The sequence below is a fragment of the Grimontia sp. NTOU-MAR1 genome, from assembly GCF_035758505.1.
GTDB classification, from domain to species: Bacteria; Pseudomonadota; Gammaproteobacteria; order Enterobacterales; family Vibrionaceae; genus Enterovibrio; species Enterovibrio marinus.
On sequence record NZ_CP142109.1, the window covers coordinates 1,347,092 to 1,362,286 of the forward strand.

Sequence of the window (15,195 nt, forward strand, 5' to 3'; positions counted from 1 at the left end):
ATCTGGTTTTAACAAACGTCACCAGAGGCCACTTTGCTTGTATTTTTAAGTAAACATTCTTCTATTCTGCTTATCGCGGCCGCTTTTATAGGTTTCGCCTTCCCTAAGCTATCAACGTTAGCCCTGCCTTTTCTTCCCTACGTCCTTTTTACCTTGATGCTTTTCACGTTAATGGGAATGAATCAAAAAGCTCTCGTCAAAGCTATCTTCGACTCAGGCGCGTGGGTTTACGCTTTTGTTCATTGTGGTGTAACCACTGTGATCGTTACACTAATGGGCATTGCCTTTGACGCAAGCACTGAATTGTTGATAGCTGCCACTGCCGTATGTGCGACAGGAACACTCTTTGCCACGCCTGCCATTGTCCGCTCTGTCGGCTTTGAGCCACTAAAAGCAATGGCATTTACTATTACGAGCACGCTAATGATGCCAATAGCGCTTTATATCAATCTTGCTATTTTGAGCTCAGATGAATTTTCTCTCGATCTACAAGATTATTGTTTAAGGCTCTTTGTTTTTATTTTTGGCCCTATGGTGTTTTCTTACGCTGTGCATAAATTAGTACCTGGAGAGCGTCTAGCACGCATACATGGAAAGTTGGCGCAGTTTACTATCATATTGGTCTTTAGCTTTCCATTTGGCTTAACCGGACAATACCGTTGGCTCTGGGACAGCGATCGACCTTTCGCTATCACTATGCTTTTCATAGCGTTTGCTATTTGTATTCTATTTTTCGCTATAGGGTTAGTTTTGTATTGGCATAAGGGGCGATCTGAGGCTTATGTGGCTGCAATTACTTCAGGTAATCGGAATGTTCTGCTGACTTACTCCGTAGCCGGTGCATTTTTGGGGCCTCTATATTTGCCTTTGGTAGGTGCGCTTCAACTGCCAATATATATGCAACCAGTACTTGTGAAGTTCTTTTTAAAGAAAGACGGGAAAAGAATGGCTCAAGCGTAAGGAAAATGCTTAAACACTGGAGAGAGAAAACAATCCGAATGCCTGAATGGGCCCTGATTCAGGCAGCCTTAATTAAACATTGTTGTCCTTCTATCGCTCAAAGAGCAGCTGCCGGTACAAAGTAAACCAGCGATGCCCAAGCAGCAATCCACAAAGCAATCAGTCCAAAATCCAGCCAATCACGCTTTTCCACCATGAATCCTCTCCCATTGAAACAACTTCGTTGTCTATATATCGGTCAACAGATAAAGAAATTGAGCTTTTTCTTAGCTGTTTTAATAGACGGCAAATTTCAGCCATCTATCCGTAGGAAAGCAATTATCGGGCACAAATGGATGAGAAGTGTGAAGTCGGATAAAAATCATGTTGATAATAGTAAAATAGGCGGCATCTTTACCACCTAACTGTAGAATTTATCACAGTAGAAATTTATACCTAACCCCCCTTAAGAGCACGGTAAGTAGTATTGAAGCTCTTGTTCGGGTGCCAATAATATCTCTTTCGTCCTGGCAAACTCTATAAAGCTGTCAGCAAGGGTGACGTAAATTGAACATGGTAATTCAGTCATGTTTTTCAGTGAGTCATACCCTTCTTTACCTTGCGAGGTATAGGAAGAAGAAACCGCAGTGTAGTATTTATCAAGTTCTACGATTTGCCAGAAACCGTCGAGCGTTTGGTATTCAAGTTGGGTAATACGGCTTCCGATCGGTTTTTCACATTCATAGGTGAAGCGGAGCCCAGACGTATAAGGGAAACTTCCATCTCCCGTCCCTTCAACACTATTGTTAGTCGCATTATTGATTGCGCCTTCAAGTGCTTGCATTACTTGAAGACCCGTCGGCTTATAAAGCATCAGGTCAATGGCAAACGGCAAAAGCCTACCAGCCACTTCAGCTGCTGTCAGCTTACCTTGCTCAACGCTGACCCTAACACCGCCAGCATTGTGAATGGCAAAATCTACAACATGACCACGCTTACGGGCAGAGTACATCATTGCGTCACAGACCAAAGGTGCTATTTTACTTCCACCCTTTTCATCCGGAACACGGATATGGCGTAACCGGGCTGGCAATTTAGTGACAACGTCACTCTTTAACTTTTCGACAGCCGGGCGATACTTTTCTGCAATCACCTGCTTGATAGCTTCATCACCACGGCAGTGGATAACGTTTGGTTGTTCAAGTAAGTATGATTTCGCAGTTTGAAAGACCTCATCCGGAAGGCCTTGGTCCCAGGAAGCGTCCATCGCCAGACTACGCCCAAGCATCAGGAAGTTACCACCTGTATGGGATGTAACTCGCCCTTCTTCATCAAGTGAAACAGTCAGTTTGCCTAATGCCAAAGAGTGACACCCAGCCTGAACAACCAGCGTATCGTTGATTTGTCTTCCATATGGTCCCATATCACCGAGCCCAAGATTACTAAAGTCACCCTGTAACACATGACTATGTCCACCGACGATAACAGACAAGCCTTCCACTTCTTCTGCCATTTTCAGGTCTTGGTCATATCCCAAATGGCTGAGTAAGATGATGTGTGGAGTACCGATCTCCTCCCGGATATATTTCACCGTGTTGATGATAGTTTCTTTTGAATTCACAAACGGCGTGTCGGCGTCCGGCATTGCAATATCTGCCATTTTGTCCAATGCCACGCTGAATATGGCAACTTTCTTCTCGCCAAACGTCTTAGTCAGGACGCTGGCAATTTTCAACTTTGCGTCATAAGGAAGTAGAGGCGTTTTCCCTTTAATCGGAAATTCTTTGTTAGGCAGTTCCTTGCTGACGTCCCAGTTACCCGCCAAAAACGGAAATTCTATCTGGTCGAGGAATTTCGAGACTGCTGCATTACCGAGATCAAGCTCATGATTACCAAGCGCCATCGCATCAAGGTTCAACATGTTCAGCAAAGTGGCATTAGCCTCCCCTTTATACAGGCTGTAGTAGAGTGTGCCTTGAAAACAATCGCCTGCGTGGAGGAAGAGGAAACCATCTGTATCGTTTAGTGTTTCTTGTTTGAATGATTTAACGACAGAGGATATTCGTGCAAAGCCACCAACATTGGCATAAATGCGATCTTCCAGGCCTTTTACAGCGAGCGAAATGGGGGTCGGTTCAAAGTGAGAGTGCGTATCGTTGATGTGCGCAATGGATAGCGTGATAGGTGTGACGTTGGGCATGGTTTCCTTTATATGCGCTTTACAAAATCGGAGTGTACCAGAGTTTAATACTAGTTCACACACATCACACTTTTATTGCAAAGATTGTTAACTCAAAAGGAGCATAGTGATAACTCTGACGATACCGCCCAGTATCAAGCTAAACATTGCAATATACCACCATCTCATTTCTTCTCGTGAAAGGCTCTGCACGTGGAACAGAACAACATTTAGCTGATGCCAGTTTTCTGTTCGAGAGGCGTATTGAAAAGCGCAGCGAACAAGCGCTACAACACCTGTCACAAGCAAGACAGTTTCAACCGCATGTGCAATTACGAGTAACAAGGGGTAACTCCAATTGTTTTGTTATATAGAAATAAAACAAAAGAGTTAACGCTATTCAACATTTTGTTTACTTTGGCACGTGTAATCGTGAAGCACCATAAACTCACGTAAAAAAGGGAGCGATACGCCCCCTTCCATTCCATTGACTGACTCAATCTGTCAATACTCCATTCTGGTAGTCAGAAATGGCCTGATTAATTTCAGCCATAGAGTTCATCACAAACGGGCCATAATGAACCACTGGCTCATCAATCGGCGCACCAGACAAAATTAGCAAGCCTGTATCTTCATTTGCCTTTAACGATATTTTTTCACCACCAGACATCTGAACAAAGTGGCCTTGCTTCACCAATTCTCCTTCAATATCTACTTCCCCCTTATAAACGTAGAGGTTTGCCTGATAACTACTTGGAAGCTCAATTTCACGCGACTGCCCTGCTATTGCACGCCAGTCTGCAACAAACACCCCAACGCCGGTTTGTTGTAAAGGCCCCTCTATAGCGTCACCATTACTGATGGCTTTGCCACCAATGACACGGAGCAAATTTGCTGTATCGCCATACTCATTGATTTCTGATGACTGAAAATCATGATACTGCGCTGGGAGCATTTTTTTTGTAGCTGGCAGGTTAATCCATATTTGGAAACCATGAAGCTCGCCATCGCTCATTATTGGCATTTCACTGTGGATAACGCCTTTGCCAGCTGACATCCATTGCGCACCGCCGGTTTTGAGTTCGCCTACATTGCCCATATGGTCGCGATGTTGAAAGTGACCTTTCAGCATGTAAGTTAGGGTTTCGATTCCCCGGTGTGGGTGCGGTGGAAATCCACCAATATAGTCATCTGGGTTTTCGCTTTTCAGCTCATCGATCATTAAAAACGGGCTGAATTTAGGATCGTTGAATCCATGTGCACGACTGATTTTCACTCCGTCTCCATCTTTAGAAGCGTGAGCACGAATAACACGACCTACAGTTCGAATAGTCATAATTAACTCCTTTGTTGACATCAGTTTATGTAACGTTCTCCCGCGTTAACACCATTCAAAACCTAACGAGTTATTCAGTTTTTTCAAACAAGGGAAAGCATCATTAAATTCATATATGAATTAATGTTCTTTGCATTAACTCTAGCAATATAAGTAGTTTGCAATTATTTCAATGGGTTGTGATAAGTATGTTGCTCTTAGTAACCCCGTACAACCCTTCGTAAACTGCCCCAATTCATGCCCCTTTTAGAAAAAGTGTCCCATTTCGTGCCCCATTTTTAGAGGTGGAGCTGGAAGGTAGTCGGAGATAATAAAAAGGCCTGCAGTTTCACAACGACAGGCCCTTAGGTCAGATTCAGCAAAGCTTGATTTCCTATCCCATGAGTTACTCTTTGATGTTCGGGCCTTCATTCACCTTCAGCATAGCCACTAACTTCAATATGGTCTGTCGAACCTATATCTTCGTGTCATCTGAAAGCTCCGTCCCTTCCACTAACATCAAGTCTAGTAACGCACTCAGTTCAATGATTAATTCGTCTACATTCGCTCTGGGTAGCTCTATTTTTTTACACCAACCTTATCCCCAGCCATGACCTTCGTTCCATTTTTTGAATTTTTACGTTAACACTAGACAACGCGACAATGGCACATCAATAGCTGGTACTGCTCTTCAATTAGACTTACTCAACCTTTTAAATTATTCCCAAATAAGATAACTCACTCATTTCTATTAATAAATTTTGCATATTAACACAACTACACTTTCAATTAGTCTCGATAAAACCGGTTACACAGTGAGCGCCAAAAGCCGTGGCATAAGTCAATACCCCTTTCGTTACTCTGTGTACCTCTGGAAGTTCTCAGCAGCTGGCAGCTGGCAGCTGGCAGCTTCAGCACGCTTCTGCCCCAAAGTCAGTGTCAATGAGTCCGTGATGGTGCGGAAACAACAAAACCAATTATGTTGAAGTGCGCCGCATTCTTTAAAGGAGTGGTGTGTCTCAACTGTGAAACTTTCTTTCTGTATTTCACCAGATTTCTCTCAGTAACTGTCTGCTTTAACAATTAATCTGATTTCCACAGTGTCTCAGTCTTATTTGTGAATCAATATTCTCATCGTTGAATTCCCCTCAATCTCTTCTAGCTTATTTTTCGATACGAAATTATACGCGCACCCGATTTGTGGGTGTGCTGATGGACTTAACACGCTTCACAACCATTAGACGTAATTTATCGAGGACATAGGATGTATTTCTTCAAGAAAGCGATATGGGTGGTGCCGGTATTCTCGCTCGGACTCACCGCTTGTGGGGGGGATGACGCAAATACGACAGCCTCCGTACCGGGGGACGCGAATAGTCTCCCTTTACCGGGCGCACCGGTTTTAGCACAACCGACGGTGGGGGCGCTCACAGGTGATGCTTATCCTGTCACCTTCAGTTGGAGTAGCGCCACGAATGCGGCGGGCTATTTCCTGTGTAGAAAAGATGCATCACAAGACGATAACTGTGCAATGGTGGGCGAAACGACGGCCCTTACATCGCTGACTCTGCCTCTGAGTTTGGACACGCCGGCTGACTATTTTGTATTGGCCAAAAACAGTTCGGGCTCAACGGCGTCTACTGAGATAGCCGTATCTATTCCCAAACCAGAGATGCCGGTTTTAGCGACGCCACAGGTGGGTGCGTTCAACGATAGTTCTCGTTTTTACCCTGTCACCTTTAGCTGGGATAGCGCCGAGTATGCGACGCACTATACCTTGTGCAGAGAAGACGGATCAGAAGACGATGACTGTCAATTTCTACAACAAACCGAAGCTAACAATACCTCGCTTACTGCCAATCTAAATTTGGACGAACTGGCTAATTATTTTGTATTGGCCTCTAACGGTACAGGCAAAACAGCGTCTGGTAAGCAAGCCCTCTCTCCCGCTCCTGGTGCAACGAATTTATCGCTAGAGGTGGGTGCGCTCTCAAATGGCTATCATCCTGTCACCTTTACCTGGGATAGCGCCGAGCATGCGACGGGATATACCTTGTGCAGAAAAAATGATGCACTCGATGATGACTGTGAAAAGCTGGGCGAAACGACTGACACAACGCTTACTCTGAGTTTGGGCCCACTGAAAAATCATTTGGCTGAATTTTTTGTGCTAGCCGAAAACAGCACGGACAAAACACCGTCTGGTTACGAATCCTTAACATCATCAGACCTGACAACATTGATAACCTACATCAAGGCCTCGGATACCTCGACGAGTGACTATTTTGGCAACTCGGTATCGGTGTCAGGGGATGGCAACACCCTCGCGGTGGGGAGTATTGGAGAAGATTCCAATGCCGATCTCACTAACGCTACCGGGGAAAGTAATTCCGGCGCGGTGTATGTGTACCGCTTTGCCAGTGGCCGTTGGTCGGAGGAGGCCATCATCAAGGCCTCGAATGCCGGGGCAAATGACTATTTTGGCCACTCGGTATCTTTGTCATCGAATGGCAACACCCTCGCGGTGGGGGCTTATGCGGAAGATTCCAATGCCGATCGCTCTAGCGCTACTGGGGCTGGTGATTCCGGCGCGGTGTATGTGTACCGCTTTGCCAGTGGCCGTTGGTCGGAGGAGGCCTTCATCAAGGCCTCGAATGCCGGGGCAAGTGACCAATTTGGCTACTCGGTATCGGTGTCAGGGGATGGCAACACCCTCGCGGTGGGGGCTCGCTATGAAGATTCCAATGCCGATGGCTCTAGCGCTACCGGGGCTGATAATTCCGGCGCGGTGTATGTGTACCGCTTTGACAGTAACAATTGGTCGGAGGAGGCCTTCATCAAGGCCTCGAATGCCGGGGCAACTGACTATTTTGGCGGGGCGGTATCTTTGTCATCGAATGGCAACACCCTCGCGGTGGGGGCTTATGGGGAAGATTCCAATGCCGATGGCTCTAACGATACCGGGGCTAGTGATTCCGGCGCGGTGTATGTATACCGCTCTGACGGTAGCAATTGGTCGGAGGAGGCCTTCATCAAGGCCTCGAATACCGGGGCAAGTGACCAATTTGGCTGGGCGGTATCTTTGTCATCGAATGGCAACACCCTCGCGGTGGGGGCTTATTCGGAAGATTCCAATGCCGATGGCTCTAACGATACCGGGGAAAGTAATTCCGGCGCGGTGTATGTGTACCGCTTTGCCAGTGGCCGTTGGTCGGACGAGGCCTTCATCAAGGCCTCGAATGCCGGGGCAAGTGACCAATTTGGCACGTCGGTATCACTGTCATCGAATGGCAACACCCTCGCGGTGGGGGCTACAAAGGAAAAGTCCAATGACACCGGCATTAACGGTAACGAGACCGATAATAGTGTAAGTAGTAGAGGCGCTGCGTATGTGTACCGCTTTGACTTTAACAAATGGTCGCAGGAGGCCTACATCAAGCCCAAGTATAATACCCTTACAGGTGACAATTTATTTGGCCACTCGGTATCGGTGGCAGGGAATGGCAACACCCTCGCGGTGGGGGCTATCTATGAAGATTCCGGTGCCACTGGCATTAACGGTGACGGAAAAATTGGCGGTGGAGGTGATACCGGCGCGGTGCACATCTACTAGCCCATACCAATAGTCACAATGGACGCGCCCAAACACGGTGTTGCACCAGACCGAGAAGGTGAAATCCGTGAATCGGGCGCGTCCATATCTATCCCAATGGCTCGGTTTCTTTTTGTGGGCTCAGCCGCCAATGCGCTAAAACAACAAAGTGAGTGTGTCACTTTGCGTAAATAGCGCTAAGAATTGGTCGATGGAGAGCACAAAAGCTAAGTCGGAATTGTCCAAAAACTGTTTAGAAATGGCACTCGCGACGCTACCAACTCACGCCTCATTCAAGTACCGCAATTTGTCGTTCACCTGAATGCCCCGTTCGTTCTTACTCGCATAGCGCTGACGCGCTTTTACCGAGCGTCTCAGGTCTGCCGTTTTGATAGGGATGCGGGGGTTCTTGCGGTTGAACCTCGCTATGTTTTTCTGGGTTTCCAGCATCAAAGCGGTATCGGATTGCTGGAGTGCCAGCCAATAACTCGTCATCAAGTCCCTAAAGCGATCAACAATGGCTTAGGTACGCGGCCAATACCCGCTCGATGGGCTGATGAAGTTCGTCATCAACCACGAGCCCAACGCAGCAAACACCAATGCTCAGCTTCTAACAATGCACCAAGCGTTCCTTAAAACGGCGCTCGATGACTTCATTGAAAGCAGAATGCCAGACATCGAGTCAGCTTACGAAGACCTTTGCAAAAAGGCAGCATAGCCATGTCGGATCAAAAAGAATCTTAAGAAAAGCTCCACGCCATGTTTTCGCCTGATGACATCGAGTGGCGTATTCAACGCGCTGGATTTGCAGGCGACAAACCTTGGGTGATGGTGGTGCCTTACATCACGGCAAGGGCGGTTCAAGAAAGGTTTGATGAAGTCTTTGGTGTGTTTGGTTGGGAAGTCGAGTTCAAAGACATTGTGTCAGGCAATCAAATCACCGGGTGTGAATGCGCCATTTCTGTCTGGTTCGGTGATAAGAAAGTCACCAAGTGGGACGCCAGCGAGAACACTCACATTGAAGCGATTAAAGGTGGCCGCTCCTCTGCCATGAAGCGTTGCGCCGTCCAATGGGGTGTAGGTCGTTATCTGTATCAGATGGACACCGTATTTGCAGAATGCCGTCAGTGTATCGGCATGCGCGACAAGCATTACGGCAATGTCCATGTCGTCAAAACCAAGGGCGGTCCTGACAAATACATCGATTGGGCGTTTCCTCCCCTCCCCGCCTGGGCGCTCCCCCGAGTCGATTTCACCGAATACTTTGAGGCAGTAAAGGCGGCAGAAACCAAAGAAGCCCTCTCCACCGCACTCGGTCAGGCGATTAAAGCCATCAAATCCGCCCAAGACACCGAGACGCGGGAAACGCTTCAAGAGCTGCGCAAATTAAAGATGAAAGAGCTGGATGCCAAGAGCGACCAGTTCAAACAGCAACACCTTAGCGAGCTTGAGCAACAAGCCCAAGAATACGCTCGCATCATTCACGGCATGCCAAGCATGACCACGCTGGACAACGCCTATAAAAAGCACTGCGGCATTCTGGCAAATTCAGCGGACAAGTTGGGCGTATCACCCGCGCCCTCAATTGAGTACCTCCAGTCTGAATACACCAAAAGACGTGATGTACTGACCAGCAAAGAAGGATAGAGACCATGGAAAACTCCCTCACCTCTCTCGACCAAGTGCACCGCACCGTACCCTTTGATCTAATGAATTTCGCCAAAAACCACATGCCACCGAGAGGAATTACCGATGCGAGATGTTCAGATCTTACTCGATACCTTAACCAATCAGTGTCCCACTATTCATAAAAAACGACTTCAATCTCTGCTACTTGCGACTGAGTCAACCATTGTCTAGCCTTCTTTTTGAATAGAGCTAGCCTGAGTTAACCGATGAATGTCTAGTGGCCCTGCCACACAAGTGGCAGGCAGCGGTGAGACTGCAGTAAGAGACCCTCTATATGTGTTTGCCGTAAGCAACGACTTAATGGCGGAAATGACAAAACGAAGTAGACGACTTTGCTGTTCGAGAGCATTGGCTGCTGGCGCAGCCACAAGAATGCTATTACCTATTGACCGGAGAAGGGCTCATATGTGTTAGGCGACTTTTCGCGCTTTGATTGAATATAACAAAGGAATCTGTTGACCTTTATAAAGCATTTGGTATCCCAAGTTTGGTACTGACTCCAAACCATCAAAACAGTTATATGGGCTATATGGATGCTCAGAGAAAGACTCAATCTTTAAACCTGTGTCGATTAAGGCGTTTATAACCTCACTTATTGGATGAGACCAAGTAACCGTAGTTGATTTTGTACCATCGCAGTTTTCGGTATAAGTGCCTTCCTCTTCAACGTCAGGCCCGCTATCCGGAAAATACGAGTAGCCAGATAGCAAGTCATGAAACGTATGGAACTCAACTAGGTGAAACTCCCCGCCGAGTTTTAGTGACTTGGCAATAGTCTGTGCCCAATCAACTAAGTTGGGTAGCCAACACAACACACCGTATGAAGTAAATACGATATCGAATTGTTGCTTATTTTCATGACCAAATTGAACAACATCACTTTCAATAAAATCCGCTTTTAAATCCAAAGCCTGCTTCAGTGAATTAGCATGCTTGATTGCATTAGCAGATAAATCTACACCTGTGACCTCTGCACCTAATCGAGCCCAAGACAAGGTATCTTGACCAAAATGACACTGTAGGTGCAATAGAGACTTTCCTTGAACATTTCCTACTTGTTTTAGTTCGATTGGATTTAGCGAACATCTACCATTCTTAAATGATGCGACATCATAGAACTCCGATTCAACGTGTACCTTGGTTCTTTTATCCCATGCTTCTTTATTTATACTCAAATAATCCATTTTTTGTTCGTATATCAATTTTGTAGCCTAACGTCGTAATACCGGGCGCTTACCAAATCACCCAAGACTGCTTTAATTCTTTGTACTCACAACACTTTGAAAAGCTGCCGCATTGACAAAGCGTCCCGTTGATGGCGCTTGTTAGTTTGCGTGCCAAAGTGACACAGAGATTGCTTATTGCACACTTTAAGACCATAATGCACATGTGACATTTTGACACGGCAGGAGATAACATTATGGCTACTACTTTGCCTCGCATCACCGCTAGAGTTGATGTCGATACACAAGACTTACTTACTAAAGCTGCCGCGATCACTGGCATGTCTAGCATCAACTCGTTTGTTCTAAGCGCTGCAATCGAAAAAGCTAAACAAGTCATCGAACGTGAACAGGCTTTAAAACTGAGCCAAGCAGATGCGATGTTGCTCATGGAAGCTTTAGACCGTCCTGCAACGCAGAACTCAAAACTAAAAGCTGCTGCTGATCGATACGAGAACAAAATTCAATGATGAATACGGTACTTCTAGATAAAGCTAAACACGATAGAAACCGATTCAACTGCGGCATCGAAGCTCTCAATAATTACTTAAAAGTAATGGCGAGTCAGCAAGCAAAGAAGGACAACACCAGAACGTTTGTTTTGGAAGATGATAGCGACAACTCACATGTCATTGGTTTTTACACACTAACAATGATACCAATTGACTTAAAGGCATTGCCTGATAAGTTACAAAAAAAGCACCAATCATCCACCTCTGGTGGTCTGATTGCCCGTCTTGCTGTCGATGACCGATACAAAGGGAAAGGCTTTGGTGAGTGGCTGCTTATCGACGCACTCAGAAAGCTATTAGCCGCTAGTGATAGTGTTGCATTTCCAGTTGTTATCGTTGATGCCAAAGACGGAGCAAAACATTTCTATGAACGCTATGGTTTTCAAGCATTTCAAGACTCCGAAAACAAACTCTTCATCACCATTGCAGATGTGAGAGCAAGCTTAGGGTAGTTAACCGCTAGCCTTTAGCAAACTAACGTCAGCATAACGGGCACTTATCAAACCACCAAAAACATTTAAATTTAGTAGTTAAGAGACTTTAAAACGCTGCTGCATTGAAAAAGCGTCCCGTTCATTGCCTTGATACCGGGTCAAGCACAGCTGCTCTTCAAGGCAATACTAATATTGAACACCTTGACTAAAAAGATAAGTTGCATAAGAGTTGTGTTCTACTCGATTCCTCAGATATTTGGGATACTCCCAGAAATGCAAAGAGCACTCAGCGATTAACTCCCTATACTCTTCGTACTCACCAGTTTCTAAAACTAGTTCCTCAAATTCAGAAAGCTCACTTTGCAACAAGACACATTGTTCAATAGAAGCACCATTGTTACCCCAAAGAACACCTGATGGTATTTCATGAATCGAATAATCTAACTCTCTGGATATCGCAACTACTAATCTTTTCTTTGTAATTAAATCACTTGGATCATGTGCAATAGCTAATCTAAGAAAATAGCTTTCACTTACTCTATCACCAAGAACATTTCTGATTTTTTTTGATTTACAAATCAGTTAATTAAATCCCGCCAGCCATCTAGCACAACCTAACTCGTTTCTCCTGCAACCCTCCCAAATCACGGGGAAGATGACATCTTCAAATAACGGCATGCGCACGGGAAAATCACTATGTTGGTCAATTATTTCTTTGCATAGTTTGAAAACCCAATTTTTATAATCGTTTGGTTCAGCTTTATGCAAAAGATTAATGAAGCGTTCAAGCTCAACCGTCGAAACATGTCGAATACGGTCACTCTCTGCTCGGCAATATATGTCACATTGCATTTTCTGTTCCGTATCCAAAGCACTTACCTATAACGTTAGCATAACGGGCGTTTATTAGCCCAAACTGATTGAAACGACTAAATCATCGTTTTTAGGAAAATGCACCGCGAGTAAGCGTCTCGTTTATGCTTTAGTTATGTGAACAATTGCTTCCCAAAACAGATGGACTTTTCAATGCCTACATAGCGTCCAAAAGCTTCAATCTCATTGAAAGAGTTATGCAGATAAAATCGAACGGCTTGAGTATTAACCCTTCGAGTTGATAGCAACACCTTTGTATACCCACGATTAAAAGCTTCAAATTCTAACTGGCTGAGCAGGAAGCCGCCAGCGCCAACATATTTAGAGTACATTCGTTTGAACTCACAAGTGTTTGGCTCGTAGTACCTAAACACGCCACAAGCAACTGCGATTTTGTTTACGTAAACGACAATACATCCATCTTTGTCAGGATCAAAATCGTCTGCCGAAAATGAATTTTGGCCTGAGTCACCAGTGATATTCTGCAATTTCAAACTTAGCTCTGATACCAACCCCCTGAAATCACAGTCACTAGGAGTTAGCCACCTACTCTCAAATTTCATAGTTCACATAACGCCTGCTTAAGCGGCTGCCAATACACGACACCCAAACAGACCACCATAATTACTAAACTCAAACCGAACCAAAAATGCCACAGGTTGGCAGTCCGTCTTTAAGCACTTGTTAGTTTTATTGCCTCAACGTCGAAGTAGCTAACCCTGCACCTACAAGCATACTACCACTAAGTTTATTGAATATTCTTTGGCTTTTTTCTGACGAGATGATCCCACGAATTTTCCCACCAAAAAATGCATAGAAACCCACACTACAAAATGAAATAAGAATGAAAGTTGTAGATAAGATCAGCATTTGCGCCGCAATATCAGATGACTCTGGACTTATAAATAATGGGAAAAACGCCATAAAGAATACCAACCCTTTAGGGTTGAGGGCTGTAACCAACAACGAGTCTCGGTAAACTTTCCATGATCTTCCAACTGGTTCGATTTTTACTTCTTCGGTAGTTACTGGGCTTACCCAAGCTTTAGCACCTAAATAGATGAGGTATCCCGCCCCAAGCCATTTCATGACGTTAAAAGCAAACGAAGATGTCGCCAAAATTGCACCTACACCAAGTAGAGAGAAGGTCAATGCAATGATATCACCTGAAATAACTCCCAGAATCATTGGAAGAACAGATTTTCGACCATAGGCCATACTTTGCCCTATGACTAGAAAGACTGTTGGCCCAGGGGACAACACCAAGGCCAGTGAAGCCAATACAAAAGATACCCATACCTCGATACTCATTGTTTCCTCCTTAAAACTAACAGTGTATTCAACACCAAAATGGGGCGATTAAACACCCCATTTTGTCCATCAATAACAAGCCACTGTATCTTAAAAGTAGCTTTCCCTTTGTTTTTATAGCTTTTTCTCCCAGTGCCAAAAGTAGCCTTGTGAAAACACCCCAAAACGGCGTGCTTCGGTATTATGCGACACCTTTGATTAAACTGTTTGTATTAACAGTGAAAACTCTGCTCAGATGACAAAATCGTATCTAAGAAAACCTCAGACCCTTCCTACCCTCACCTAACAAAGCTACTTTCGACCATGGAGGTAGCTTTCCATGACGACTTGTTCCCGCTGCCAAAAAGCGCGCGCGATTTCTTACACTACCTTTGAAGCCTACTGCGAGACATGCAGCTTGGACGTTGCACTGACGCTACTTTCTGCCTACCGGCTATCTGATAAAGCTATCGCCGCGCTTGTCACCGCTGGTTGGGATATCCCTATCACAACAGTCCAACACTACACCGCTACAGACATCGCCCTTGAGCTCGGAGTGTCAGCGCAAAAAGTGGGTAAAACGGCCAACGCGCATGGCATCAAGTGCGAAAAATACGGGGAATGGCGATTAGACCAGGCTGCCAATTCTCGCAAGCAAATAGAAACCTTTCACTACAACGACCAGGGCAAAAGAACCATTGCCAAAATCATACGAGGTAACGACTGATGAAAGAGAAAACCATTTTTCAGGTAACAACGAATAAGTGGGTTAAAGAACCCCTCTTGATAGCAAAGACAGGCATGTTAACGGGAGAGATCGAGAACTACCGGAACCATGTTTGGCGTGAAGGGATTCACTATAAGCGTGTTTCTTCCCAAGGTAATCCAAACGACAGGGGTTATTTCTACAACACTGAAGAAATCGATCGATTCTTTGACAACACGAAGGCGGCATAATATACCCTATCAAACCCGTCATACGTTTGCCTGTTGGATGCTGACCGAGGATGCCAACCCGAGTTGGATTGCCACTCAAATGGGTCATAAGAACGCAAAGATGGTGCTGGAAGTCTACGGCAAGTTCATGCCCTCCGCTTCCCAAAATCAGGTTGAAAAGTTGAATAAGAAATTCAGCTCGTGCCCCACCAG

General features: G+C 45.4%; 15 protein-coding genes and 1 pseudogene. 9 read left to right on the top strand and 7 right to left on the bottom strand.

The window, feature by feature from the left end; genetic code table 11:
• The first annotated feature begins 33 nt into the window (after positions 1 to 33).
• Complete coding sequence (locus tag VP504_RS24150) at positions 34 to 960, top strand: hypothetical protein (RefSeq protein ID WP_325894563.1); 927 nt, start codon at positions 34 to 36, stop codon at positions 958 to 960.
• A gap of 445 nt (positions 961 to 1,405) precedes the next feature.
• Here VP504_RS24150 and VP504_RS24155 read toward each other — a convergent pair whose 3' ends face one another.
• Together VP504_RS24155 and VP504_RS24160 are read right to left on the bottom strand one after the other, a co-directional pair.
• Positions 1,406 to 3,139 (bottom strand): bifunctional metallophosphatase/5'-nucleotidase, encoded by a 1,734-nt coding sequence (locus VP504_RS24155; RefSeq protein ID WP_325894564.1) that lies wholly within the window; start codon positions 3,137 to 3,139, stop codon positions 1,406 to 1,408.
• 475 nt (positions 3,140 to 3,614) lie between these two features.
• Positions 3,615 to 4,454, bottom strand: coding sequence for a pirin family protein (locus VP504_RS24160; RefSeq protein ID WP_325894565.1), 840 nt, complete (start codon positions 4,452 to 4,454; stop codon positions 3,615 to 3,617).
• 1,243 nt (positions 4,455 to 5,697) lie between these two features.
• Here VP504_RS24160 and VP504_RS24165 point away from each other — a divergent pair.
• Positions 5,698 to 8,046, top strand: coding sequence for an FG-GAP repeat protein (locus VP504_RS24165; protein WP_325894566.1), 2,349 nt, complete (start codon positions 5,698 to 5,700; stop codon positions 8,044 to 8,046).
• 18 nt (positions 8,047 to 8,064) lie between these two features.
• Positions 8,065 to 8,220: a hypothetical protein gene (locus tag VP504_RS24170; RefSeq protein ID WP_325894567.1), complete on the top strand. Its 156-nt coding sequence runs from the start codon at positions 8,065 to 8,067 to the stop codon at positions 8,218 to 8,220.
• Between the two features lie 87 nt (positions 8,221 to 8,307).
• Here VP504_RS24170 and VP504_RS24175 read toward each other — a convergent pair whose 3' ends face one another.
• Complete coding sequence (locus VP504_RS24175) at positions 8,308 to 8,520, bottom strand: hypothetical protein (RefSeq protein ID WP_325894568.1); 213 nt, start codon at positions 8,518 to 8,520, stop codon at positions 8,308 to 8,310.
• 61 nt (positions 8,521 to 8,581) lie between these two features.
• Here VP504_RS24175 and VP504_RS24180 point away from each other — a divergent pair, with 61 nt between their 5' ends.
• Entirely contained in the window at positions 8,582 to 8,743 is a 162-nt protein-coding gene (locus VP504_RS24180) for a hypothetical protein (protein ID WP_325894569.1), read from the top strand.
• Positions 8,744 to 8,781: 38 nt separating this feature from the next.
• A pseudogene (locus tag VP504_RS24185) lies at positions 8,782 to 9,672 on the top strand (Rad52/Rad22 family DNA repair protein); the annotation flags it as partial.
• Between the two features lie 452 nt (positions 9,673 to 10,124).
• Here the strand turns inward: VP504_RS24185 and VP504_RS24190 are convergent.
• Complete coding sequence (locus VP504_RS24190) at positions 10,125 to 10,898, bottom strand: class I SAM-dependent methyltransferase (RefSeq protein WP_325894570.1); 774 nt, start codon at positions 10,896 to 10,898, stop codon at positions 10,125 to 10,127.
• A 236-nt stretch (positions 10,899 to 11,134) separates the two neighbouring features.
• On the opposite strand from VP504_RS24190, the gene VP504_RS24195 reads away from it, so the two are divergent.
• On the top strand, positions 11,135 to 11,407 hold the full coding sequence (locus VP504_RS24195; RefSeq protein ID WP_325894571.1) for a type II toxin-antitoxin system TacA family antitoxin: 273 nt from the start codon (positions 11,135 to 11,137) through the stop codon (positions 11,405 to 11,407).
• Complete coding sequence (locus VP504_RS24200; RefSeq protein WP_325894572.1) at positions 11,404 to 11,901, top strand: GNAT family N-acetyltransferase; 498 nt, start codon at positions 11,404 to 11,406, stop codon at positions 11,899 to 11,901. Before VP504_RS24195 ends, VP504_RS24200 begins: the two co-directional genes overlap by 4 nt.
• Before the next feature lie 564 nt (positions 11,902 to 12,465).
• Here VP504_RS24200 and VP504_RS24205 read toward each other — a convergent pair.
• The 3 genes from VP504_RS24205 to VP504_RS24215 all read right to left on the bottom strand — a co-directional run bounded on the left by VP504_RS24205 (position 12,466) and on the right by VP504_RS24215 (position 14,067).
• A complete protein-coding gene (locus VP504_RS24205; protein ID WP_325894573.1) occupies positions 12,466 to 12,753 on the bottom strand; it encodes a hypothetical protein in 288 nt (95 codons plus the stop codon).
• Between the two features lie 116 nt (positions 12,754 to 12,869).
• A complete protein-coding gene (locus tag VP504_RS24210; protein ID WP_325894574.1) occupies positions 12,870 to 13,250 on the bottom strand; it encodes a GNAT family N-acetyltransferase in 381 nt (126 codons plus the stop codon).
• A 196-nt stretch (positions 13,251 to 13,446) separates the two neighbouring features.
• Complete coding sequence (locus VP504_RS24215; protein WP_325894575.1) at positions 13,447 to 14,067, bottom strand: LysE family translocator; 621 nt, start codon at positions 14,065 to 14,067, stop codon at positions 13,447 to 13,449.
• Between the two features lie 319 nt (positions 14,068 to 14,386).
• Here VP504_RS24215 and VP504_RS24220 point away from each other — a divergent pair, with 319 nt between their 5' ends.
• Together VP504_RS24220 and xisR are read left to right on the top strand one after the other, a co-directional pair.
• Positions 14,387 to 14,773, top strand: a complete 387-nt coding sequence (locus tag VP504_RS24220; protein ID WP_325894576.1) for a hypothetical protein — start codon at positions 14,387 to 14,389, stop codon at positions 14,771 to 14,773.
• Positions 14,773 to 15,003 carry an excisionase family protein gene (xisR, locus tag VP504_RS24225; RefSeq protein ID WP_325894577.1) on the top strand — a complete coding sequence of 77 codons (231 nt, stop codon included), beginning with the start codon at positions 14,773 to 14,775 and terminating at the stop codon, positions 15,001 to 15,003. The genes VP504_RS24220 and xisR overlap by 1 nt, the downstream gene beginning before the upstream one ends.
• Positions 15,004 to 15,195 lie beyond the last annotated feature (192 nt).

Excerpts from the sequence above, each read along its gene's own strand:
- VP504_RS24155 (WP_325894564.1), bottom strand. The coding sequence starts at position 3,139 with ATGCCCAACGTCACACCTATCACGCTATCCATTGCGCACATCAACGAT.
- VP504_RS24175 (WP_325894568.1), bottom strand. The coding sequence starts at position 8,520 with ATGACGAGTTATTGGCTGGCACTCCAGCAATCCGATACCGCTTTGATG.
- VP504_RS24165 (WP_325894566.1), top strand. The coding sequence starts at position 5,698 with ATGTATTTCTTCAAGAAAGCGATATGGGTGGTGCCGGTATTCTCGCTC.
- VP504_RS24220 (WP_325894576.1), top strand. The coding sequence starts at position 14,387 with ATGACGACTTGTTCCCGCTGCCAAAAAGCGCGCGCGATTTCTTACACT.
- VP504_RS24215 (WP_325894575.1), bottom strand. The coding sequence starts at position 14,067 with ATGAGTATCGAGGTATGGGTATCTTTTGTATTGGCTTCACTGGCCTTG.
- VP504_RS24170 (WP_325894567.1), top strand. The coding sequence starts at position 8,065 with ATGGACGCGCCCAAACACGGTGTTGCACCAGACCGAGAAGGTGAAATC.
- VP504_RS24195 (WP_325894571.1), top strand. The coding sequence starts at position 11,135 with ATGGCTACTACTTTGCCTCGCATCACCGCTAGAGTTGATGTCGATACA.
- xisR (WP_325894577.1), top strand. The coding sequence starts at position 14,773 with ATGAAAGAGAAAACCATTTTTCAGGTAACAACGAATAAGTGGGTTAAA.
- VP504_RS24160 (WP_325894565.1), bottom strand. The coding sequence starts at position 4,454 with ATGACTATTCGAACTGTAGGTCGTGTTATTCGTGCTCACGCTTCTAAA.
- VP504_RS24180 (WP_325894569.1), top strand. The coding sequence starts at position 8,582 with ATGAAGTTCGTCATCAACCACGAGCCCAACGCAGCAAACACCAATGCT.
- VP504_RS24200 (WP_325894572.1), top strand. The coding sequence starts at position 11,404 with ATGATGAATACGGTACTTCTAGATAAAGCTAAACACGATAGAAACCGA.
- VP504_RS24190 (WP_325894570.1), bottom strand. The coding sequence starts at position 10,898 with ATGGATTATTTGAGTATAAATAAAGAAGCATGGGATAAAAGAACCAAG.